The 22,083-nt window shown below is 67.8% G+C and carries 18 protein-coding genes and 1 tRNA gene; 9 read left to right on the plus strand and 10 right to left on the minus strand.

Annotated features, from left to right (window positions below; genetic code table 11):
- Positions 1-246: 246 nt before the first annotated feature.
- On the minus strand, positions 247-1,068 hold the full coding sequence (locus ACWCPQ_RS30645) for a crotonase/enoyl-CoA hydratase family protein (protein WP_449905360.1): 822 nt from the start codon (positions 1,066-1,068) through the stop codon (positions 247-249).
- Between the two features lie 148 nt (positions 1,069-1,216).
- Between ACWCPQ_RS30645 and ACWCPQ_RS30650 the strand changes: the two genes are divergently transcribed.
- The 4 genes from ACWCPQ_RS30650 to ACWCPQ_RS30665 all read left to right on the plus strand — a co-directional run bounded on the left by ACWCPQ_RS30650 (position 1,217) and on the right by ACWCPQ_RS30665 (position 7,763).
- The gene (locus ACWCPQ_RS30650; protein WP_449905362.1) at positions 1,217-1,690 is read left to right on the plus strand and encodes a YbaK/EbsC family protein; all 474 of its coding nucleotides are present in this window, start codon (positions 1,217-1,219) and stop codon (positions 1,688-1,690) included.
- 72 nt (positions 1,691-1,762) lie between these two features.
- The gene (locus ACWCPQ_RS30655; RefSeq protein ID WP_449905364.1) at positions 1,763-2,326 is read left to right on the plus strand and encodes a flavin reductase family protein; all 564 of its coding nucleotides are present in this window, start codon (positions 1,763-1,765) and stop codon (positions 2,324-2,326) included.
- 143 nt (positions 2,327-2,469) lie between these two features.
- Positions 2,470-6,399 (plus strand): Pls/PosA family non-ribosomal peptide synthetase, encoded by a 3,930-nt coding sequence (locus tag ACWCPQ_RS30660; protein ID WP_449905366.1) that lies wholly within the window; start codon positions 2,470-2,472, stop codon positions 6,397-6,399.
- The gene (locus ACWCPQ_RS30665; protein ID WP_449905368.1) at positions 6,399-7,763 is read left to right on the plus strand and encodes a M1 family metallopeptidase; all 1,365 of its coding nucleotides are present in this window, start codon (positions 6,399-6,401) and stop codon (positions 7,761-7,763) included. The genes ACWCPQ_RS30660 and ACWCPQ_RS30665 overlap by 1 nt, the downstream gene beginning before the upstream one ends.
- Here the strand turns inward: ACWCPQ_RS30665 and ACWCPQ_RS30670 are convergent.
- Both ACWCPQ_RS30670 and ACWCPQ_RS30675 read right to left on the minus strand, forming a co-directional pair.
- Positions 7,748-7,936: a hypothetical protein gene (locus tag ACWCPQ_RS30670; protein ID WP_449905370.1), complete on the minus strand. Its 189-nt coding sequence runs from the start codon at positions 7,934-7,936 to the stop codon at positions 7,748-7,750. The genes ACWCPQ_RS30665 and ACWCPQ_RS30670 overlap by 16 nt on opposite strands.
- Positions 7,937-7,952: 16 nt before the next feature.
- Entirely contained in the window at positions 7,953-8,441 is a 489-nt protein-coding gene (locus tag ACWCPQ_RS30675; RefSeq protein ID WP_449905372.1) for a DUF2752 domain-containing protein, read from the minus strand.
- 243 nt (positions 8,442-8,684) lie between these two features.
- Between ACWCPQ_RS30675 and ACWCPQ_RS30680 the strand changes: the two genes are divergently transcribed.
- Positions 8,685-9,737, plus strand: coding sequence for an alpha/beta fold hydrolase (locus ACWCPQ_RS30680; RefSeq protein WP_449905374.1), 1,053 nt, complete (start codon positions 8,685-8,687; stop codon positions 9,735-9,737).
- 143 nt (positions 9,738-9,880) lie between these two features.
- The gene (locus tag ACWCPQ_RS30685) at positions 9,881-10,801 is read left to right on the plus strand and encodes an NADP-dependent oxidoreductase (protein ID WP_449905414.1); all 921 of its coding nucleotides are present in this window, start codon (positions 9,881-9,883) and stop codon (positions 10,799-10,801) included.
- Positions 10,802-10,876: 75 nt separating this feature from the next.
- On the opposite strand, the gene ACWCPQ_RS30690 is transcribed toward ACWCPQ_RS30685, so the two are convergent.
- A complete protein-coding gene (locus tag ACWCPQ_RS30690) occupies positions 10,877-11,350 on the minus strand; it encodes a DUF1772 domain-containing protein (RefSeq protein WP_449905376.1) in 474 nt (157 codons plus the stop codon).
- A gap of 54 nt (positions 11,351-11,404) precedes the next feature.
- Positions 11,405-11,812, minus strand: coding sequence for a DUF4267 domain-containing protein (locus tag ACWCPQ_RS30695; RefSeq protein ID WP_449905378.1), 408 nt, complete (start codon positions 11,810-11,812; stop codon positions 11,405-11,407).
- Positions 11,813-11,898: 86 nt separating this feature from the next.
- Between ACWCPQ_RS30695 and ACWCPQ_RS30700 the strand changes: the two genes are divergently transcribed.
- Positions 11,899-12,498, plus strand: coding sequence for a TetR/AcrR family transcriptional regulator (locus ACWCPQ_RS30700; protein ID WP_449905380.1), 600 nt, complete (start codon positions 11,899-11,901; stop codon positions 12,496-12,498).
- 6 nt (positions 12,499-12,504) lie between these two features.
- On the opposite strand, the gene ACWCPQ_RS30705 is transcribed toward ACWCPQ_RS30700, so the two are convergent.
- The gene (locus ACWCPQ_RS30705) at positions 12,505-12,891 is read right to left on the minus strand and encodes a DUF1304 domain-containing protein (RefSeq protein ID WP_449905416.1); all 387 of its coding nucleotides are present in this window, start codon (positions 12,889-12,891) and stop codon (positions 12,505-12,507) included.
- A 272-nt stretch (positions 12,892-13,163) separates the two neighbouring features.
- Between ACWCPQ_RS30705 and ACWCPQ_RS30710 the strand changes: the two genes are divergently transcribed.
- Complete coding sequence (locus ACWCPQ_RS30710) at positions 13,164-14,420, plus strand: lipase family protein (protein WP_449905418.1); 1,257 nt, start codon at positions 13,164-13,166, stop codon at positions 14,418-14,420.
- A 980-nt stretch (positions 14,421-15,400) separates the two neighbouring features.
- Entirely contained in the window at positions 15,401-16,009 is a 609-nt protein-coding gene (locus tag ACWCPQ_RS30715) for a hypothetical protein (RefSeq protein WP_449905382.1), read from the plus strand.
- A 198-nt stretch (positions 16,010-16,207) separates the two neighbouring features.
- Here the strand turns inward: ACWCPQ_RS30715 and ACWCPQ_RS30720 are convergent.
- The 4 genes from ACWCPQ_RS30720 to topA all read right to left on the minus strand — a co-directional run bounded on the left by ACWCPQ_RS30720 (position 16,208) and on the right by topA (position 21,152).
- A tRNA-Thr gene (locus ACWCPQ_RS30720) sits at positions 16,208-16,283 on the minus strand.
- Positions 16,284-16,340: 57 nt separating this feature from the next.
- A complete protein-coding gene (locus tag ACWCPQ_RS30725; RefSeq protein ID WP_449905420.1) occupies positions 16,341-17,531 on the minus strand; it encodes a DNA polymerase III subunit delta' in 1,191 nt (396 codons plus the stop codon).
- A 131-nt stretch (positions 17,532-17,662) separates the two neighbouring features.
- The gene (locus ACWCPQ_RS30730) at positions 17,663-18,169 is read right to left on the minus strand and encodes a DinB family protein (protein ID WP_449905384.1); all 507 of its coding nucleotides are present in this window, start codon (positions 18,167-18,169) and stop codon (positions 17,663-17,665) included.
- Positions 18,170-18,236: 67 nt separating this feature from the next.
- Positions 18,237-21,152: a type I DNA topoisomerase gene (gene topA, locus ACWCPQ_RS30735; protein WP_449905386.1), complete on the minus strand. Its 2,916-nt coding sequence runs from the start codon at positions 21,150-21,152 to the stop codon at positions 18,237-18,239.
- Positions 21,153-22,083 lie beyond the last annotated feature (931 nt).

Raw genomic sequence — 22,083 nt, forward strand, 5'->3', positions numbered from 1 at the left:
GGGTCATACGGGCCCTCCTGGAAACCGGCCGGACGGCCGCTGTCGGTGAACCCGGTGGTGCGATCCAGTGGATCCTCGAGACTCGAGCCTTCGGCTCATGCGCTCTCGAGGCCTGAACGGCGAGACGGGCCTCAACCCTTTGAGGTGTCTCGTAAAACTCGACACATGCGGGTTGCGGGGCATTCGACGTGCGGTCGCATGCGACTTTTTGGGGGCCCGGGGTCGGTGGGGAGGGGTGGGGTGGGGTCAGCGGCCTTTGTAGTCGGGGGTTCGCTTTTCGAAGACTGCTTGGATGGCTTCCGTCAGATCCTCCGACGGCAGGAATGCCGCGTTCCAGGCGGAGACGTAGCGCAGGCCCTCGGTGACCGCGGCGGAGTTTCGTCGGCCCAGTACGTCCTTCACGCCTTGAACCACCAGGGGCGGGTTCGCGGCGATTTCGCGGGCGGTGGCGTGGGCCGCTTCCAGTACCGCTTCCTGATCGGCGAAGACGTCGTTGACCAGGCCGATCTTCTCCGCTCGCGCGGCGTCTATGTCCTTCGCCGTGAAGGCCAGCTCGCGCAGATGTCCTTCCGAGATAATCCCGGGTAGCCGCTGTAGCGAACCCACATCCGCCACGATGGCGACCTTCGCCTCACGCAGACTGAACTTGGCTTCGGCGCTGGCGTAGCGGATATCCGCGGCGGCGATCAGATCCAGTCCGCCACCGATGCACCAGCCGGAAACGGCGGCGATCACCGGTTTGCGGCATTCCGCGACCGCGGTGATCGAGGCCTGGAGGCGGCGGATATCGGCGAGGAAATCGGTGCGCGGCGCGGCGAGCGCGCGGTCGGCCATCAGCGGGCCGAAGGTACCGCTCATCGCGGGGAGGTCCAGGCCGTAGGAGAAGTGTTTCCCGGACCCGGTGAGCACGATCGCCCGGACCTCGGGATCGGCGTCGAGGCCGTGGAAGATCTCCGGCAGCTCCCGCCAGAAATCCGGGCCCATCGCATTACCCTTACCCGGCCCGGTGAGCGTCACACGGGCGACGTGATCATCGGTTTCGACGGTGAAAGCCTGCCAATCAGTCATCTGCCCAGCTTAATGGGGACGGATTCGGCGGCGACGGCCGTGCACCGGGCGGTCGGACTCCACCGGCACGACATCGCAGACAGATCGGTCCGGTCCGGTCAGTGGGTAATCGGGCGCGCGATATCGCGGATCGCTCTACCCTGTGCCCATGCGCAGGTCGCTTCCACAGATAACCTGCCGGGTCTCGGATACTCTGATCGCCCGTGGTCACCACGGGCTGATCGTCACCGCGCCGGAATCGGCGACCGGTCCTGCCGAGACCGCCGAGGCGCTGGAGGTGGAGCTCGAGGCGCTGGTGCACGCACAGGTCTTCCTCCTCGGCGACGATCCGATCCTGCTGCTGGTCTCGGCGGCGCACCGGGTGGATCCGGAACATACGGGCGCGCGCCTGGAGGGACCGCTGATTCCGGCGCCACCCCATCTGGTGGTGCGCTACACCGGGCAGCTCCCGGGCAGTGTCGCGCCGGTCGGCCATCCGGCGAACCTGCCCACCTGGGTGGATTCGGGTCTCGCGGCGCATCGGGAACTGTGGGCCGCGGGCGGCAGTCCGGGCACCGTCTTCCGCACCTCCTACCGGGAGCTGCTGCGGATCACGGCGGGGCTCTCCCTGGACCTGGATTGACCCCGGCCGGCACCTTCCCGGACAGTGGACCGGCCCGCCCCGGAGGGCCGATCCGGGCGTAGCGTCGGCGAGGTGACCGAAGCACCACGGCCCGATACCGGAATCCGGATCCCCGACGACCTCAGCGGTATCACCGCCGAGCAGTACCGCGCCTCCATGCGCCACTACCCGTCCGGGGTCACCATCGTGACGCTCGAGTCGGCCACCGGCCCGGTCGGATTCACGGCGACCTCGTTCGCCTCGCTCTCGCTGGACCCGCCACTCGTCTCGTTCAACATCAGCGATACGTCGTCGAGCCTGGCGGCCCTGACCGCCGCCGACTCCGTGGTCATCCATTTCCTGGGTGAGCACCAGCGCCATCTGGCCCAGCGATTCGCGCGGACGGCCGCGCACCGGTTCAGCGATCCCGCACTGTGGAGTGCCCTGGACACCGGTGAGCCGGTACTGCACGGCACTCCGCTCTGGTTGCGTACCACGGTGGAGCAACTCATCCCCATCGGCGACCACACTTTCGTGGTGGGCCGGGTGGTGCGGGTGCACGACGACACCGACGAGGACGAGACATCGGCCGCTCCCCTGCTCTACTACAACGGCCGGTACTACCGGCCCACCCCGCTCGCCGACGACACCGACTGATCCTGCCGCGACCCGTCCGCCGACATCGAGTGTTACCGATCGCCGAGTAATCTGGTCACCCGGTCGACCGCTGTTTGCCATGCGGTAACCCTCGTATGAGACAACCAGTCCGTCGGCTGGGCGATGGAAGGTGGGCCGGACACATGCGGTCGCAGGTGGATGCGGAGAGCGCGCTGAGGCGGGCCGCGGCTGCGCCACCGGCGCGGACGCTGGTCGATATCGTCACCCAGACGGCCGCCGCGTACCCCGACGCACCCGCGATCGCGACCGCCGACCGCAGCCTGAGCTACACCGAGCTCCTGATCGAGATCGACAACTCGGTACGGGACCTGCTCGCCGCCGGGGTCCGGCGCGGCGACCGGGTCGGGGTCCGGATGCCCTCCGGCACCTGGGAGCTCTATCTCACGATCCTGGCCGTCCTGCACGCCGGCGCGGCCTATGTTCCGGTGGACGCCGACGACCCGGCCGAACGCGCCGAACTGGTTTTCACCGAGGCGCGGGTGACAGCGGTGGTGACGGCCGACGGTATCCGTCCGGTCGCCGACCGCCCGGACGCCCCCGGCGCGGACCGGGCAATCGACGAGCAATCCGGCGCGCATCCGACGGTCGACGACGATGCCTGGATCATCTTCACCTCGGGCTCCACCGGTACACCCAAAGGGGTCGCGGTGACCCACCGCAACGCGGCCGCCTTCGTCGATGCCGAGGCCCGCCTGTTCCTCCGCGATACTCCGCTCGGCCCCGGCGACCGCGTCCTGGCCGGCCTGTCGGTCGCCTTCGACGCCTCCTGCGAGGAGATGTGGCTGGCCTGGCGGCACGGCGCCTGTCTGGTGCCGGCCCCGCGCGCCCTGGTCCGCACCGGCGCCGACCTCGGGCCCTGGCTGGTCCGGCAGGGCATCTCCGTGGTGTCGACCGTCCCGACTCTGGCCGCGACCTGGCCCGCCGAGGCCCTGGAATCGGTGCGGCTGTTCATCTTCGGTGGCGAGGCCGTTCCCCCGGAACTGGCCGAACGCCTCGCCGACCCCGATCGCGAAGTATGGAATACCTACGGCCCCACCGAGGCCACCGTGGTCGCCTGCGCGGCCCTGCTGGATGGCATCGGACCGGTGCGGATCGGGCTGCCGCTGGACGGCTGGGACCTGGTGGTGGTCGACGCGGACGGGGTACCGGTCGGTGAGGGCGAGGCCGGCGAGCTGGTGATCGGCGGGGTCGGCCTGGCCCGCTATCTCGATCCCGCCAAGGACGCCGAGAAATACGCACCGCTGGACACTCTCGGCTGGGACCGCGCCTATCGCAGCGGCGACCTGGTCCGCAACGAAGAGGCCGGTCTGATCTTCCTCGGCCGGGCCGACGACCAGGTGAAGATCGGTGGCCGCCGGATCGAACTCGGCGAGATCGACAACGCGCTGCAGCACCTGCCCGGTGTCGGTGGCGCGGCCGCTGCGGTGCGCACCACCGCGACCGGAGCCCCGGTGCTGATCGGCTATCTCACCGGCGTCACGGAGGACTACGACCTGGCCGCCGCCCGCACCAGGCTGGCCGAACACCTGCCGGCCCCGCTGATACCGCGCCTGGTGGTGATTCCCGAACTACCGACTCGCATCTCGGGCAAGGTCGACCGCAATGCGCTGCCCTGGCCGCTCGCCGACGCCGACCGCACCACCGAGCACGGGCTCACCGGGACCGCCGCCTGGGTTGCCCAGCTGTGGACCGATGTCCTCGGCGCCGAGATCACCGGCGCCGACGCCGATTTCTTCGCACTCGGCGGCGGTTCGCTGTCGGCCGCCCAACTGGTCACCGCGCTGCGCGCGCGGTATCCACAGGTCACGGTCGCCGAAGTGTACGACCACCCGCGGCTCGGAGCGCTCGCCGAACTGCTCGAGCAGAGCGCACCGGCCGTCGCCACCGAAACCCGCCCGGTCCGGCCGACCCCACCGTCCGCCCAGTGGATCCAGGTGCTGGCCACGGTGGCCCTGACCACGCTGACCGGGTTGCAGTGGGTGACCTGGCTCGCTGTCGCCTCCGGCGTCGCCGCGTGGTTCGAACTGCTGCCCTGGCTGCCGCGGCTGTCCTGGTGGTGGACGGCGCTGCTGTTCCTGGTGTTCATCACCCCGCTCGGCCGCATGGCGATCTGTGTGGTGGGCGCCCGGACGCTGCTCGCGGGTGTGCGGCCGGGCAGTTATCCCCGCGGCGGGTCGGTGCATGTGCGACTGTGGGCGGCGGTCCGGCTGTCGGAGGCCAGCGGGGCGGAGAATCTCTCCGGTGCCCCGTGGATGGTGCCGTTCGCGCGCGCGCTCGGCGCGAAGGTCGGTGAAGGTGTCGATCTGCACACTCTGCCCCCGGTCACCGGCATGCTCGAACTGCGCGACGGCTGCAGTGTGGAACCCGAGGTCGACCTGTCCGGTTACTGGATCGACGGGGACACCGTGCACATCGGGTCGATCGTGGTGGGTAAGGGCGCGGTGGTCGGCGCACGTTCGGTGCTGCTGCCCGGGACGAGAATCGGGCGCGACGCCGAGATCGCGGCCGGTTCGGCGGTGTCGGGGAAGGTGAAGGCCGGTCAGGAATGGGCCGGTTCGCCCGCGGTCAAAGTCGGCAAGGCCCGGCACCGATGGCCCGCCGAGACACCGCAGCGGGCGGTGCACTGGGTGCTGGCGTTCGGGATCGGCTCGCTGGCGCTGGGCGCGCTGCCGCTGTTCGGTCTGGCGGCGGGCCTGGTGGTGATCGCGTGGGGTATCCGGGATACCGCGGATTTCGGTGCCGCGCTGCTGCCCGCGTTCCTGTGGCTGCCGGTCGCCACTGCTTTCAGCCTGATGGTGTACGCCGTCACCACCGTGATCGCGGTGCGGCTGCTCAGTATCGGCCTCACCGAGGGCTACCACCCGGTGCGCAGCCGGGTGGGCTGGCAGGTCTGGGCCACCGAACGGCTGCTGGACTCGGCCCGCACCTTCCTGTTCCCGCTCTACGCGTCCCTGCTCACACCGGTCTGGCTACGCCTGCTCGGCGCGAAGGTCGGCAAACACGTGGAAGCGTCGACAGTGCTGCTGCTGCCGAAATTCACCACTGTCGCCGACGGCGCCTTCCTGGCCGACGACACCATGGTCGCCAGTTACGAACTCGGCGGCGGCTGGCTGCACATCGGCGAGGCCAAGGTCGGAAAGCGCGCCTTCCTGGGCAATTCCGGGATGGCCGCGCCCGGCCGGCGGGTCCCGAAGAACGGTCTGGTCGCGGTACTGTCCGCGGCGCCCACCAAGGCGAAGGCGGGCTCCTCCTGGCTGGGGAGCCCGCCGGTTCGGTTGCGCCGGGCCGCGGGCACCGCCGATACCGACCGCACCTTCGATCCCCCACTGCGGCTGCGTGTTTTCCGCGGTGCCTTCGAGACGTGCCGCCTGGCCGCGGTCGTGGTGACCTTCGCCATCGGCCTCGGCGTCCTGCTCGGGCTGGCCCGGGTGGCCGATCGGTTCGGTTATCCGGCGGCGGCACTGCTCTCCGGTGTGGTGCTGATGGTCGCCGGCGCGGTGGCCTGCGCGAGCGCGGTTACGGCGAAATGGGTACTGATCGGCCGGATCCGAGCCGGTGAGCATCCGCTGTGGAGTTCGTTCGTATGGCGTAACGAGGTATCGGACGCCTTCGTGGAAACCGTCGCGGCGCCGTGGTTCGCCCGGGCGGCGACCGGTACGCCCGTACTGAACCTGTGGTTGCGTGCGCTCGGCGCGAAAATCGGCCGCGGGGTATGGTGCGAGTCCTATTGGCTTCCGGAGGCAGACCTGGTGACACTCGGTGACGGTGCGACCGTGGAACGCGGTTGTGTGGTGCAGACCCACCTGTTCCACGACCGCATCATGGCCATGGACACGGTGACTCTGGAACCGGGTGCGACCCTCGGCCCGCATTGCGTCGCGCTGCCCGCCGCCACGATCGGCGCCGCCGCCACCGTGGGCCCGGGCTCCCTGGTGATGCGCGGCGATACGGTGCCCGCCTCCACCAGATGGTGGGGAAACCCGATCGCCCCGTGGTCCGGCCCGGTGGCCGAAATCGATACCGATCCGACCGAAGAGGAGACGGACAGCTGATGGGGAGCAGGTTCTACGACGCCCCCATCGACGACTATCTACCGCAGAACGGCAACCGGGGCTATCGGGTATCGCGATACGAACTCGACTTGAACTACAAGGTCGCCAGCAACCGGCTCGCCGGGCGAGCAGTGATCACCGCCGTCGCGACCGCCGAACGCCCCCGCTTCTCCCTCGATCTGTCCCAGGCTCTCGCGGTTTCGAAAGTACTGATCAACGGCGGAAAAGCCGGTAAGTACACCCATCAGCACGGCAAGCTCACCGTCACCCCCCGCGAGCGCATACCCGCCGGCGGGATCCTGCAGCTGGTCGTGCAATACGCCGGTGCGCCCAAACCGGTGCGCGGCCCCTGGGGTGAGGTCGGCTGGGAGGAACTCACCGAGGGATCGCTGGTGGCCAGTCAGCCCAACGGCGCCGCGTCCTGGTTCCCCTGCGACGACCATCCCAGTTCCAAGGCGAGCTACCGGATCTCCATCACCACCGACACCCCCTATTTCACGCTCGCCAACGGCGAACTGGTCGGCAAACAGACCAAGGCCGGTCAGACCACCTGGATCTACGAGCAGACCGAGCCGATGGCGAGCTATCTGGCAACCGTGCAGATAGGTCGCTACCGTCGACATCAGCTCACCGACCGGCATTCCCCGGTCCCGATCCACGCGGTGATCCCCACGGCGCTACGCGCCGCCTTCGACCACGATTTCGCCCGGCAACCCGAGATGATGTCGGTGTTCAGCGATCTGTTCGGCCCGTACCCGTTCCAGAGCTATTCCGTGGTGGTCACCGAGGACGAACTCGAGATCCCGATCGAGGCCCAGGGCATCTCCATATTCGGCGCCAACCACTGCGACGGCCGCCGCGGCGCCGAACGGCTGGTCGCACACGAACTCGCGCATCAGTGGTTCGGCAACAGCCTCACGATCCAGCACTGGTGCGATATCTGGCTGCACGAGGGTTTCGCCTGCTACGCGGAGTGGATCTGGTCGGAAGCAGCGCACGGGCCGAGCGCCGACCAGCTGGCCCGCGCGACCTGGCACACCCTGCATCGGGAGCCACAGAACATCCTGGTCGGCGACCCGGGTCCGACCCTGATGTTCGACGATCGGGTCTACAAACGCGGAGCCCTCACCCTGCACGCACTGCGACTCGAGCTCGGCGATACCTCCTTCTTCCGGCTCATCCGCGATTGGACGGCCCGTCACCGCCACGCCTCGGTATCCACCGAGGAATTCACCGATCTGGTCGGCCATTACAGCGTGACACCGATGCAGCCGCTGTGGCAGGAGTGGCTGTATTCCGAAGCCCTGCCGCAGTTGCCGCCGGTCGGCGGCAGCGCGGGGCATCCGGGTCAGAACACCAGGTAGCGGCCCGCGAGCTGTTCGACCAGTGGATCGTCCTCGGCGACGCTGTCCAGCGCGTCGAGATCGGTGACCACGGCGATGAGTCGGGGGTCCTCGGGCTCGCCACCCGGCGGGCCGTCCTCGGCGAGCTGGCGCCGCAATTTGTCGCGTACCCGGTCCTTGAGTGAATCGCGCATCGGAAAGCCTCGTCTGTCAGACCGGCGTCAGCCAGGTGCCCCAGGGGGTGTTGCGCAGTATGGTGTAGACCGCCATCGAGCCGAGCAGCGTCCACATCGTGACACTGCTGATCCCCGGCAGGCGTGGACCCTCGCCACGCCATCCACGGATCGCCCAATCGCCCACCCACAGCGCGTAGAGCGCGAGCACCGGCAGCGCCAGCAGATTGCTGTGCAGGGAATCGACGATATGTCCCTCGGTCAGGTTGTGCACTGCGCGCATACCCCCGCAGCCGGGGCAGTACACACCGAACAACGCATAGACGGGGCACAGACCATAAGCGCCCTCGACATGCGGGTCACGTACGTGCAGCAGCAACACCGCCGCCGCACCCGCGGCCGCGGCCGCACCGGGTAGCAATATGCCGCGCCACCCGGCCGGCGACATCCTGCCCGCCGACCCGTCCGCTTCCGGAACCACGGGGTCCACGAGCTCGCGCGGTTCGGCTGCGTCGGAGTCGTTCACGTCCTCAACGGTAGTCGCGGCGCGCGGGTTGATGCCACAACCAACGGAGGTGCTTGCTCCGTTTCCACCGTTCCAGGTATAGAACTTCCGCCGAATGGGCATTCTGGGCTAACAGTGCCCCTAACCGCACCGATATTCGGGACAACGCAGACATCTCGGAAGACGCGTACCGGAACGGCGCTTGCTCTTGTAAGCATCCAGCTTGCAGAGCTACCGTGTCAGCAGGCACAAAGGAGTGTTCTGATGCTGGTGAAGTCGATTACCGCGCTGTCGCAGGCGCACGAAGGCGCGCTGACCGCCCCATACCGAGCTGCGTTGCGCGCACGCCGATTCCGAACGGCGCACTACAACGCGCCGGCCGCCGTTCCCGAGGTCGTTGCGGTGACCACTGTCGACGGTGCCCGCCTGCGAGTGCACTCCTACGGTCCCGCCGACGGCGAGCCGATCGTGCTCGTCCACGGCTGGAGTTGTTGTATCGAATACTGGCACCCCCAGATCAATGCCTTCGCCGACCGCTACCGTGTGATCGCCTACGATCAGCGCGGCCACGGCGACAGCACGCTCGGTCGCGCCCCGCTGGGCGACAGCACCCTCGCCGATGATCTCGCCGCGGTCCTCGACGCGACACTGCGGCCGGACCAGATGGCCATGCTGGTCGGGCACAGCATGGGCGGTATCACGCTGCAGGCCTGGGCGGCCCGCCATCCACAGCAGGTGGCCCGGCGCGCCCGCGCGGTCGTCCTCGCAAACACCACCTCGGGCAATATCCGCTACGACACCGATCTGCTGCCGCTGCTGAACAAACCGCTCAGTGTGGGAAATCAGCCGTTGACTCTGCTCGGTTCGCCGATCCGGCTACCGATGATCGTCGCGGAGTCCATCCTCACGTCCCCCCTGCCGCTCCCCGGCGGCTGGGCGGCCCGGGAAATCCTCAAGGAACGGATCATGGCCCGCGGCGCCACCAACGAGCAGGCCGATTTCGCTCTGAACATCGTCCGCTCGTGCCGCCCGCTCGCCCGCGGCCGCCATGCCGCGATCCTGGCGGATATGCAACTGGGTGCGGCTGCGGCGAATCTGACCGTGCCCACCACGATCATCGCCGGCCGCTACGACCGGCTGCTGCCCGAACGTATGTCGCGACTCATCGCCGACACGATGGAAGCGGCCGGGCACCGGCCGGATTACCAGGTCTGGCCCACCGGCCACCTGGGCAATATCGAGCGGATCGACCATTTCAACACCGAGCTCACCGCCATCCTGAACCGCACCAGCCCGCAGTCCGTAGCCGCGGGCTGAGCGGAAGTCCCCGAGTCCGGTCAGTGTCGCCCGGCTCGGCGGACCCTCCGCATCCGCCCGGGCCACCGGGAATCCGGAGCCGGAATATCAGTTGCGGCGCGTCGTTGCGCGCAGGTGACGGCGGCAACCGATAGGACTGGATGATGCGCGCAGCCACCTACGACGAATACACCACCGAAAACAGCGATGTGCGAGTGCGTGACCTGCCGAAACCCAAGGTGTTCCCGGGTTCGGTGCTGATCGAGGTGCGCGCGGCCGGAGTGAACCCGGTCGACTGGAAGCTGATGTCGGGCGCCCTGGACGGCCTGATCGATGCCGTGTTCCCGGTGATTCCCGGCTGGGATGTCGCCGGTATCGTGGTCGAAACGGGTATCGATACACCTGAATTCGAGATCGGCGACGAGGTGCTGGCCTATGCCCGCAAAGATGTTCTGCAGGCCGGAACCTTCGCGGAACTGGTCGCCGTGGAGGCCGCGCATGTGGCGCGCAAACCAGCGGACCTGCCTTGGGAACAGGCCGGTGCGCTGCCGCTGGCCGGCGGAACTGCCTTGCGCACCCTCGATATTCTGGGGGTGACCAGCGAGGACACCGTGCTGATCCATGCCGCGGCCGGCGGCGTGGGCAGTCTGGGAGTCCAGATCGCCCGGGCGCGCGGGGCGCGGGTCCTGGGCACCGCTTCCGAACGCAATCACGATTTCCTGCGCGATCTGGGCGCCGAACCGGTGGCCTACGGGGAGGGCATCGTCGAACGCATCCGTGAGCTCGCTCCCGACGGCGTACAGGCCGTGGCCGATTTCGTAGGCGGCCAGCTCGACACCACGCTGGCGGTGCTGGCCCGGGGCGGGCGCCACGCCTCGATCGCGGACGGCACGGTCACCGAGCACGGCGGCCACTCCGTCTGGGTCCGTCCGGACGGCGCCCATACTCAGCGGCTCGCCGACCTCGCCGCCAAAGGCGATCTCACGGTCCCGGTCGCCGCGACCTTCGCTCTCGAGGAGATCGCCGATGCTTTCGCCGCAGGCCAGTCGGGCCATACCCGTGGCAAGAACGTGATCGTGCTCTGACCTGCGAGGTCCTCGACATACAACTGTGGCCCGCGCCGGAGGATTCTTCGGCGCGGGCCACTGTTCCGATCCGGGTCAGATCGCCGCAAGAGCGACCACCAGCCCGATCAACGCGATCAGCTGCAGACCGACCCGGGGGTAGAGGATGCTCTCCCAGCGGTCCTGCAGAGCGCGGGCATCCGGCGGAATGATCCCGGACTGCGCGGCCGCCTTCTGCGCGGTATTGACCGGCTTGGCGATACGCACATAGAGCGCCAGCCAGGCGACGAGGGCGAGCACAGCCAGACCCGCCGCGACAGCGGGCACGGTGTACCCGCCCACCGCGGCCAGCACTGCGGCCAACAGTGCGCTCACCACTCCGGTGATACCGATCGGCGGCATACGGGAGTCGGCATAGTAGTGACCCCAACCCGCGCTGATGGTCAGGCTCGTGTCGTCGAGCCGGCGGTTGACCGATCGCGTGACCAGCGCGGCGACAGTATCGGCGCCGTAGACGACGGCATTGGTGAGCACCGCGATCGCGGCGAGGATCTGGATGGATACGGACATGGTGGATCTCCTGAATTTCGCGGGTTTCGTACGGTCGAGGTCGGTATTCGGCGGTTACGCCCGAGTGGGCGCCGGGTCGCGCGGTTCGCGGATGAGCAGCACACCGGCGAGCGCGACCAGCGCGGCAGTGAGGCCGTGGATTCCGAAAGCGGCCGCGGTGGAACCGTCATAGGACAGCACCGTGGTCATATCGCCGATCGGGACCAGGGCGAGCGCGAGCATGGAAACGCCGAGCGCGAACCGCTGTCCGAGCGCCAGCAGACCGAGGATGAGGAGTCCACACACGGTGTCGCGAACGCCTTTGAGATTCATGAACGCCACGGCATCGCCGGTCGGCCACGCCGGGAGCCCGAATCCGGGGGCGATCGACTCGGGAGCGACCAGGTAGCTGATCCCGATGTAGAGGATGAACGCGGCCCCGAGCAGCGACAGGGCGGTAGCGAAACGACGAGTGGTGATCATTGTTGCTCCGAAATCTAGCAGTGCTATTGCTTAGAGCGACAGTAACCTAACCTGGCTATCTTGTCTAGCAGTGCTAGAGTTTTTGTATGAGTGTGCAGAACAGGCGCGAACGAGAACGGGCCGAACGCCATCGGCTGATCATCGATACCGCACGGGAGCTGGCGGAAACCGAAGGCTGGGACGCGGTCACCGTCCGCAAGCTGGCCGACCGGATCGAATACAGCCAGCCCGTGCTCTACAGCCACTTCACCGGGAAACGCGCCATCGTCACCGCGGTAGCGGAAGACGGGATCGCCGAACTCGCCGTCAGGTTGCGCGCCGCCCGGACATCCGCGGACACCGACTCCGAAGCGCTGGCCGCGCTCGCTCGCGCCTACAGCGAATTCGCGGCCGAACGACCGGCGGTATACGACGCCATGTTCGCCATGTCCACCGATCTGCGATTCGGGCCCGGCGCACCACAGCAGCTACGCGATGCGTTCGCCGAACTGGTCGCCGTACTGGCCCCTTTCGCCGGTGACGACGACGTCGAAACCTTCACCGAAACAGGCTGGAGCGCGCTACACGGCCTGGCCACTCTCGAACGCCGCGAACGACTGCGCCCGGGGCTGCGGGAAGACCGGTTGGCGATTCTGTGCCGGCTGCTGGAGCGGGGCCGGGCCGCGAACTCCGGGCAGAGCACCTGACCCACATCACCCGGTGAGCGCCCAGATCACCCCGAGAACCACCGTCACCAGCGGCGCCGCCCCCTGTTTCAGCGCCGCCGCACGCTTGTCCGGCGACGACACCAGCAGCACCAGCGCGGCAGCCGCCATCGACCCCGTCCCGGCCAGGATCAACGCCAGGCCAACCCCCCGATCCCCGACTGCCGCGACAATGATCCCCACACCGGCGACGATCGCCAGAAACAGGTTGTAGAAGCCCTGGTTGTAGGCGAGTTCACGGGTCGCCACCGCCTCCTCGGCGGTGGTGCCGAACACGCCCCGCGCCGCGCCCGTCCAAGCGAACGACTCCAGGTACCAGATGTAGACATGCAGCAGCACCGAGACCGCCGCGACTATTGCGATGGCGATGAGCACAGTCACTGACATTAGCCCACGAACCACTCCGATCAGCGGTTGTCACCGCCCGCGCAATTCGCCCGGCCGACCGGCGGTTCGTTGATTCGCCGACCCCGGTGCGTTTCAATGCAGCGGCGTCCGAAAAGACATGCTCGCTGCTCAGGCTTCTGCACATACATCGGACCGTGCGGCTCCCGGTTCCCGGAAGCGCCGCGCGGTAGCGCCCGGTGCTCGCCGGGGAAACGGAGTCGACCATGAGGACGATCGCATCCGGTTCCGGAGCCGGGCCGATGGTGGGCCGGGCACTGGTCACCGCGGCCCTGCTGTTCACCGGCGGCATATCGGCCACCCCGGCCACCGCACAACCCCCGGCACCACCTCCGTCCGAGGACCCCTTCTACACCTACGACCAACCCCTGACGACCACCGCACCGGGCACGGTCCTGCGTTCCCGGCCGGCCACGTTCGCCTTCGCCGATCTGTCCACACCCATCAACAGCACCCAGGTGGTGTACCGGACCACGGACCAGCACAACGCGCCCACCACCTCGGCCACCACCGTGCTCCGCCCTCTCGTCCCCGGACCCACCAGGCTGCTGTCGTACCACACCGCCTACGACGCGCTCGGATCACAATGCGCCCCCTCCTACACACTCACGGGTCACGCCGACAACCGCGGCGCGACCGCCGAACAGGCCATGATCGCCGGCTACCTCGCCGCCGGATACACCGTCGCGGTGCCGGACTACGAGGGCCCGGACCTGGAATGGACCGTCGGACGACAGTCCGGCTACGCCGCCCTCGACGGAATCCGGGCCGCCGAACAGATACTCGGCCTGCCCACATCGACACCGGTGGCGATGACCGGATACTCGGGTGGCTCCGTACCCACCGAATGGGGTGCCGAACTCGCCCCCCACTACGCCCCGGAACTCGCCCTGATCGGCGCCGCCGCCGGTGGACCGCCGGTACACCTCGGCCACAACCTCCCCTACGTCAGCGGCAGCACCGACTGGGCCGGCGTCATCCCGGCCGTGGTCGTCGCCCACCGCCGCACCTACGGAATCGACACCGACTTCTTCCTGTCCGAACGCGGCACCGAACTCGCCGACGCCGTAGCGAACCTGTGCATCGGCCAGTTCGCGGCAAAGTACCCCGGACTCACCGACGCCGAAATGGTCCGCGCCCCCTACGACTCCCTCCTCGACGTCCCCGCAGCCGTGAACGCCGTGAACGACAACATCATGGGCACCGCCGGACTCCCCACCGTCCCGCTGCTCCTCGCCGTCGGCCAGAGCGATCCGATCGGCGATTCCGTCATGGTCGCCGGTGATGTGGAAGGTCTGGCCCACCACTACTGCGAGCGGGGAGTCCCGGTGACCTATGCCAGGTACGACCGTCACGACCACGCTGCCGCATTCGCCCGCTTCCAGGTCCAGGCCGCACAATTCCTCGCCGACCGGTTCAGCGGCGCACCACCCACGACCAACTGCGCAGAGGTCGGCCCGGGAAACTCCCTGGCACCGGTGCCCGTCCCGGCCGAGTGACCGGCCGAAACACCCACGTCCTCGGCCCGATGGCGTCGACCCGTTTCGTCACGGTGACCACGGCCCCATCCGATCCGGATCGGAGGCGGCAGCGCCGGCGAATGCTCGCTCACCCAGCACGACTGAACACCGGACGACCGGATCCGCTCGAGTTCGACCGCAACCTCCCGGCCGGCCCGAGCCCGCTGTTCGGCCGAGGCCTCGGCTTTCTTCTTCGCCATGGCATCAAGTGTCGTCATCACAGCACCTTCCCGCTGACCATCGGTCAGCGAATCAGGCCGGAAACACCCTTGAATCCACAGTCCCCCACCGGGGCAGTCGGGGGACAAACCGGCGGCGGGGCTGTATCAACCCTGTCCGGTGGGATTCCTGCGGAGTGCCACACGCTGTGGCACCGTTGATATATGGACGAGATGGGTGTCGGGGCACGAGCTGCCAGGGCCCGCAAATTTGCGCGCCTCACTCAACCCAACTCGCGTACAAGGCGAACATCTCGCTATCGCTGCTGCGTAAAGTCGATCAGGGCGCTCGGCCCGCTTCACCCGCTTTCATCGCGGCGCCGGCCCGTGCCGTCGGGGTCGGCGTCGCGGATCTCACCGGCCAGCCGTACCCAGCAGAGCCGAAAGACGCCGGTGCTCACGCAACCATCCCTGAGTTGCGCCGGGCGATCGTGGCCTTCGGCGACGAGCCGGCCACTGCGCCAATGACGTTCGGCGAACTCATCAGCGCCCTGGATCGCGTGCGGGAAGGGATGCGCCGAGCGCGATACAGCGACTTGACGGCGGACCTACCCGACGTTATCCGAGGTCTGCACCTACTCGCTGACGCCGAAAGCCACGGACGACGACTGGAGGAGACTCACTCCGCTCTCGCCTACGCCTACAGCAAGGCCATGTTGTTCGCATACCAGTGGTTACCTCGATCTCGCCGGGCTGGCGGCAGAGCGTTGTTCGTGGGCGGCAGAACGCAGCGGGAACCAGGTGTGGCCGATTGCCGCCGAATACAACCGGGCGTTGATCCTGTTGTCCTCCGGCGCCTACATGGGCGGTCAGAGAATTATCGAGCATGCCCACGCTGCCAGCGAAGAACTGGCGACAACGGCTGATCTTCTGGCTGTTCGCGGGGCATTGCACCTGCGAGGGTCCATCCTGGCCGCACGAGCACTGGATACCGATGCCGCCGAATCGCATCTGCGGGAAGCACACGGTATCGCGGAAGCGGTCGCGCCAACTCGCTACCGCAATTACGGGACCGGGTTCCGCCCCTCGAACGTCGATATCCACTCTGTGGCCGTTCCGGTCGAGCTATCGGATTGGACTACTGCCGTAACCCGTGCCGAGCAGGTTCGTCTGCCCCCTTCGGTAGCCCCCTCGAGGGTCGGCCACCACTACATCGACCTCTCGCGGGCCTGGCTCCTGCACGGCGATAAGCAACGAGCATTGAGCAGCCTCGAACGCGCACGTGCGGTGGCGCCCGAGTTGACCCGCAATCACCCTCAAGTGCACGAGACCGTCAGAGCGCTCGCTCACACCCGCCGTGGCACCGACACTCTGGCACGGTTCGCGAAGTGGGCAGATGTGAAGGTTTGACCCACCTACCGAACGATACTTCCGCCACATTCACCGGACGATCAACACCACAACTTGGTGACGACCACCATGAGCATCTACATAGAGGCAATCGAACGACACAGCGTGGGGCGGCGTCGTGGATGGATGGGATGTTCCGGGACCAACAGCGACTGTCGTCAACACTGTCGTCATCAGCCCCGGAATACCGGGGAAAGGTGGAGCCGCCTAGGAGAATCGAACTCCTGACCTTTTCATTACGAGTGAAGCGCTCTACCGACTGAGCTAAGGCGGCGTGCCTTTCGGCGTGGCGAGTCTATCGTCTCCGACCTGGGAACGCGAAAACGGCTGGTCAGGAGGTTTCTGCAATGAGGGTAGCGGCCATGGCGGCGACCGCGAATCGGGGTTTGACATTCTGGTCGAGGGCTTCGCGGCAGGCGAGGATCGCGTCGATGGAGCGGAGCAGGCCCTCCGGGCGGACCCGCTTTGCCAATTCGCGGGCGCGGTCGGCCATATCCGGGTGGGTCATGGTGATACCGGCGGTGTCGCCGAAGCTCACGGCCAGAGCGTCACGGTAGAGGCCTGCGATATCGAGCAGGGCCCGGTCGAGCGAGTCTCGGCCGGTGCGGGTGGCACGGGATTTCTGGCGGCGTTCCAGATCCTTGAGGGCACCCGCCGAACCGCGGGTGGCGCCTGCCGCGCCTTTACCGGTGCCGCCGGCACCCAGCGCGGTGGCGAGTTCGTCGCGCTCGTGCTCGTCGCGTTCGGCGCTGAGCTGTTTCGCCTCGTCGTCGGCGGCTTTCACCAGCTCGTCCGCTGCCGGATAGCCGGTGCCGCGGGTTACCGCGGTGACCAGGTCCAGGGCCCGGCGGCGGCGGTCCCGGGCCTCGTCGTCGGTGGCGAGACGCCGCGCGCGGCCGAGGTCACCGCCGCTCACCCCGGCCGCCCATTCCGCTGTCTCGGCGTCGAGGCCGTCGTGTTCGCGCAGTACCCGGGCGATCGCGGGGGCGCCGGGGGTGACCAGATGCACATGGCGGCAGCGGGAGCGCAGCGTGACCGAGATGTCCTCCGGATCCACCGACGGCGCACACAGCAGGAACACTGTCCGTTCCGGCGGCTCCTCGACCACTTTGAGCAGGACATTGCCCGCGGCCTCGGTGAGCCGGTCGGCGTCCTCGATCACCACCACCTGCCAGCGCCCGGTGCTGGGGCGCCGGGCCGCGATCTGGACGATCCCGCGCATCTCCTTGGTCGAGATGCTCAGGCCCTCGGGAACCACACGGCGGACGTCGCCGTGGGTTCCGGCCATCGTCGTGGTGCAGGCATGGCACTGCCCGCAACCGGGTTGTCCGGGATCGGTGCACTGCAGCGCGGCCGCGAAGCACAGGGCGGCCGTCGAACGACCGGAGCCGGGCGGGCCGGTGAACAGCCAGGAGTGGGTCATCGCCCCCTCGGCGATCCCGGTCCGGCCGGCGATCGCGGCGGCGGTCAGATCGGCCGTCACCGAACCCTGACCCACGAGACGCTCGAAGACACCCACCACGCTCACACCCTAACCGTTGGTCGCAGCGCCGACCCCGACTCGCACAGGGCCGACAGGGTCGGGCCCGGCACCGTTCCGCGGGGCCTGGCGGACGCCGCCGGCGGCGCCGCGCGAACAAAACTCGGACCCGTTCATCCGGCACGCTGGGCGGTGGTGTTCGCACCGTCCAGCTGTTCGCGGATGATATCGGCGTGCCCGCTGTGGTGGGCGATCTCACGCAGGATGTGCAGGATCAGGAACCGCGCGGACCACCACACCCGGCCGGGAACCCACGGATTGGTGGGGGTGGGAATCGATGCGTCCAGATCGTCCACCGAGCGAACGAGTTCGGCGGTGTTCGCGGCGACGCGCTCCCACTCGGCGAGCAGTCCGGCGACTGTCTCGTCGTCGCCGATGAGGTATTCGCCCGCGTAGTCTTCCAGCTTCGTTTCGGCGTTCTCGTCGCGTTCGACCAGGACTTTCGTCCAGCTACGTTCGCATCGGACGATGTGGTGCAGCAGGCCGCCGAGGGTCAGTTCACTGGTAGTGGTGCGTCGGCGCGCCTGCTCTTCGTCGATACCGCGCAGGGTTATCCGGAACATCTCTCGTTGCTCGTCCAGCAGTTGGACGAGATCCTCACGTTCCCGGTCGGCGGGCATCGGCGCTCCTTGTCGTCGGACGATTCGCGCGCGACTCTACTTCGGCGGTCCGACAGACACCCGCGGTCTAATCGTCGCTCTCGGGCGCCGACCGTCCCGCGGACTGTTTCGCCGGAGCTTTTTTGGCCGGAGCCTTCTTGGCGGCGGTCTTCTTCGCGGCAGCTTTCGCCGTGGTCGTCTTCTTGGCCGCCGTGGTGGTCTTCTTCGCGGCGGTCTTCTTGGCCGGAGCCTTCTTCGCGGTCTTCTTCGCCGCCTTCTTCACCGGACCCCGCGCGCGGCGGTCGGCCAGCAGTTCGGAAGCGCGTTCGTCGGTGATGGATTCCACTTCGTCGCCCTTGCGCAGGCTGGCGTTGGTCTCACCGTCGGTCACGTAGGGGCCGAAGCGGCCGTCCTTGATGACCATAGGTTTACCGGTGGCGGAATCGTTGCCGAGTTCCCGGAGCGGCGCGGCTGCCGCGGCCTGTCTACCTCGGCGTTTGGGTTCGGCATAGAGCTTCAACGCCTCGTCGAGGGTCACATTGAAGATCTGGTCCTCGGTGGCCAGCGACCGGGAATCGGTGCCCTTCTTCAGGTACGGCCCGTAGCGGCCGTTCTGCGCGGTGATCTCCTCCCCGGAAGCCGGGTCGGCGCCGACCACCCGGGGCAGCGACAGCAACTTCAACGCGTCTTCGAGGGTGACCGTCGCAGGGTCCATGGATTTGAACAGCGACCCGGTCCGCGGTTTCGGGGCGTTCTTCTTCGCGGTCTTCTTCGCCGCCTGATCTTCCTCCGTCTCGGGCAGGATCTCGGTGACGTAAGGCCCGAAACGGCCTTCCTTGACGACGATCTCGTGGCCGTTGCCGGGGTCGTTGCCCAAGGTCCGGCCCTCCTGCGGAGTCGAGAAGAGCTTCTCCGCGACCTCCGGGGTCAATTCGTCCGGGGGCAGATCATCGGGAAGGTTCGCGCGCTGGGACGTCGGTTCGGCATCCGGTTTATCCGGGTCGGTGACCATCCGTTCCAGGTAGGGCCCGTACCGGCCGACCCGGACCACCACATCGCGGCCCGCGTCGTCGTCGAACAGTTTGATGGAGTTGATCACGCGGGCATCGATATCGTCGAGCCGCTCCCCGACCATCCGTTTCAGACCACCGGACCGCGCGACCGAACCCTCGGCACCGTCGTCACCACCGAAGTAGAAGCTGGACAACCAGTTTCCGCGCTGGGCACGCCCACCGGCGATCGCATCCAGGTCGTCTTCCATGGCGGCGGTGAAATCGAAATCGACCAGCCGGCCGAAATACTGTTCCAGCAGCCCGGTCACCGAGAAGGCGACCCAGGACGGCACCAACGCGCTACCGCGTTTGTAGACGTAGCCGCGATCGAGGATGGTCTTGATGATCGACGAATAGGTGGACGGACGCCCGATTCCGAGCTCCTCCAGGGTTTTGATCAGCGAGGCCTCGGTGTAGCGCGCGGGCGGGTTGGTGCTGTGCCCGTCGGGGTTCAGTTCGACGGCGGTGACGCCCTCGCCCTCGGCGAGCTGCGGCAATCGGGTCTCGGCATCGTCGGACTGACCGCCGGCCTCCTCGTCGACGCTCTCCACGTAGGCCTTCAGGAAGCCCGGGAAGGTGATGGTGCGACCAGAGGCGGAGAACACGCATTCCTCACCGGTACCGGCAGTGCCGGTGATCCGCAGGGTGAGAGTGGTGCCGCGAGCATCGGCCATCTGCGAAGCGACGGTGCGCTGCCAGATCAGCTCGTACAGCCGGAACTCGTCGGTGTCGAGCCGGGCGTGCAACTGCCCCGGCGTGGCGAAGGTATCGCCGGCGGGGCGGATCGCCTCATGTGCTTCCTGCGCGTTCTTCACCTTCCGGGTGTACTGCCGGGCGGTGGGGTGCACGAATTCGGCACCGTACAGCTGGGTGGCCTGAGAACGCGCGGCATTGATCGCCGACTCCGACAGCGTGGTCGAGTCGGTACGCATATAGGTGATGTAGCCGTTCTCGTACAGCCGCTGGGCGGTGCGCATGGTGCGCTCGGAGGTGAACCGCAGTTTGCGACCGGCCTCCTGCTGCAACGTCGAGGTCATGAACGGCGCATAGGGCTTACGGGTGTACGGCTTGGATTCGGCCGACGTCACCACCAGATCGGTGCCGTGCAGGGCCTCGGCCAGCCGCCGGGCCCGGGATTCGTCCAGGACCAGCGCCCGCGAATCGGCTTTCAACCGGCCGTCGGACCCGAAGTCACGACCGGTCGCGACCCGGGATCCGTCGACATCGACGAGGCGGGCGGCGAAGATCCGCGGGTTGGCGGAGTCGGCATCGCCGCCGGCATCCAGCTTGGCCGCGATATCCCAGTACTCGGCCGAACGGAACGCCATCCGTTCCCGTTCGCGCTGCACGATGACCCGGGTAGCGACCGACTGCACCCGGCCTGCCGACAGCCGCGGCATGACCTTCTTCCACAGCACGGGACTGACCTCGTAGCCGTAGAGCCGGTCCAGGATGCGGCGGGTCTCCTGCGCGTCGACCAGGTCGTTGTCCAGATCGCGCGTATCGGCCGCGGCCGCACGGATCGCGGGCTCGGTGATCTCGTGGAACACCATCCGCCGAACCGGGACCTTCGGCTTCAGCGTTTCCAGCAGGTGCCAGGCGATGGCCTCGCCCTCGCGGTCGGGGTCGGTGGCCAGATACAGCTCGTCGGCGTCGGCGAGCAGACCCTTGAGCTCGGTGACCTTGCCCTTCTTCTCCGGACTGACCACATAGATGGGTTCGAAGTCGTTGTCGACGTCGACGCCGAGCCGCGCCCAGTCCTGACCTTTGTACTTGGCCGGGACATCGGCGGCACCGCGCGGCAGATCCCGGATATGGCCGACCGATGCCTCGACCGTATAGTCGCGCCCCAGGTAGGGCGCGATTTTGCGAGCCTTCGTCGGGGATTCGACGATGACGAGACGACGCACGGGACGACCCGCCTCGGCTGCGTTTCGGTCTCGTGTTGCCACCAGCGAATCCCTTTCCCTCTCGACCCGCGGAACGCTACTCGGGGCGTACGACGCGGCTGACTGAGCGGATGGTGACGGTCTACATCACCATCAGTCACGTTTATACCTCGGCGCTGCGCGTGGTCGAACGATCGCGACCATCGGGCGGTAGCGCGCCGATGCCGTTCAGTATGCAGTGCCGCGCCACGGGTGGGTACGCACGGTGCATCACGAATTCGCCCAGTATCACCTTGACCGGTGCGTGCGGAGGGCGAACCGGCTGTCGCTCGCGCGTGGCGCGGAACACGTCCGACGGTAGCGGGCACGCGGCGAGTGGGGGGCTCGTCACCGCACGACAGTGGGTACCGCCACACTGCGCGCCGACCGACGAACCGGGTAGACGGCGCACGCCCGGCCCGGATTCCGAGCCGCGTGCGGAATACACGGCTATTACCGACGACGAGGTATTCGCCCAGGGCGAGGCGCCGACAGCCGAATAGTCCGCGGTCGTACCGGACGCGCCGACCCGCGACCGGAGCGCGGTCGACCCCGATATACCGATACGCGAAATACGGAGTAGCGAAGCGGGGTCGCTGCCAGCCATAATCCGCACCGCCGGACCGAATAGGCCGGTATGTGCAATACACACGCCCGGAGCGGATGCGGCGACCGTCAATGAGCCCGCGGCCCGAGTCGATGTATCGCTACGCAAAGTGCACGTGGCGCCGGCGCGAACACGCAATACGTACTCGGTCGACGCCGCGCCGTGGCTCGCGGAGCACATATCGCCTGCGCGGATACGCAGACAGCGCAAAGCGGATGCGCCGGTACCCAAAAGGCGCATGGCCGGAGCGGATGCGGAGGTACGCAAAGAGCGCATGGCCGAAGCGGATGCGGAGGTACGCATACTCCACATATAGTTCGTCCCTCGCTCCCGTTACGGGAGGCGAGG

It is taken from the genome of Nocardia sp. NPDC001965 (assembly GCF_053594175.1).

Coding starts and splice junctions, on each gene's coding strand:
- ACWCPQ_RS30670 (WP_449905370.1), bottom strand. CDS start 7,936: ATGCGCGATTCACTCAAGGACCGGGTACGCGACAAATTGCGGCGCCAG.
- ACWCPQ_RS30690 (WP_449905376.1), bottom strand. CDS start 11,350: ATGTCCGTATCCATCCAGATCCTCGCCGCGATCGCGGTGCTCACCAAT.
- ACWCPQ_RS30650 (WP_449905362.1), top strand. CDS start 1,217: ATGCGCAGGTCGCTTCCACAGATAACCTGCCGGGTCTCGGATACTCTG.
- ACWCPQ_RS30730 (WP_449905384.1), bottom strand. CDS start 18,169: ATGCCCGCCGACCGGGAACGTGAGGATCTCGTCCAACTGCTGGACGAG.
- ACWCPQ_RS30665 (WP_449905368.1), top strand. CDS start 6,399: ATGGGGAGCAGGTTCTACGACGCCCCCATCGACGACTATCTACCGCAG.
- ACWCPQ_RS30660 (WP_449905366.1), top strand. CDS start 2,470: ATGCGGTCGCAGGTGGATGCGGAGAGCGCGCTGAGGCGGGCCGCGGCT.
- ACWCPQ_RS30700 (WP_449905380.1), top strand. CDS start 11,899: ATGAGTGTGCAGAACAGGCGCGAACGAGAACGGGCCGAACGCCATCGG.
- ACWCPQ_RS30680 (WP_449905374.1), top strand. CDS start 8,685: ATGCTGGTGAAGTCGATTACCGCGCTGTCGCAGGCGCACGAAGGCGCG.
- ACWCPQ_RS30685 (WP_449905414.1), top strand. CDS start 9,881: ATGCGCGCAGCCACCTACGACGAATACACCACCGAAAACAGCGATGTG.
- ACWCPQ_RS30710 (WP_449905418.1), top strand. CDS start 13,164: ATGGTGGGCCGGGCACTGGTCACCGCGGCCCTGCTGTTCACCGGCGGC.
- ACWCPQ_RS30695 (WP_449905378.1), bottom strand. CDS start 11,812: ATGATCACCACTCGTCGTTTCGCTACCGCCCTGTCGCTGCTCGGGGCC.
- ACWCPQ_RS30645 (WP_449905360.1), bottom strand. CDS start 1,068: ATGACTGATTGGCAGGCTTTCACCGTCGAAACCGATGATCACGTCGCC.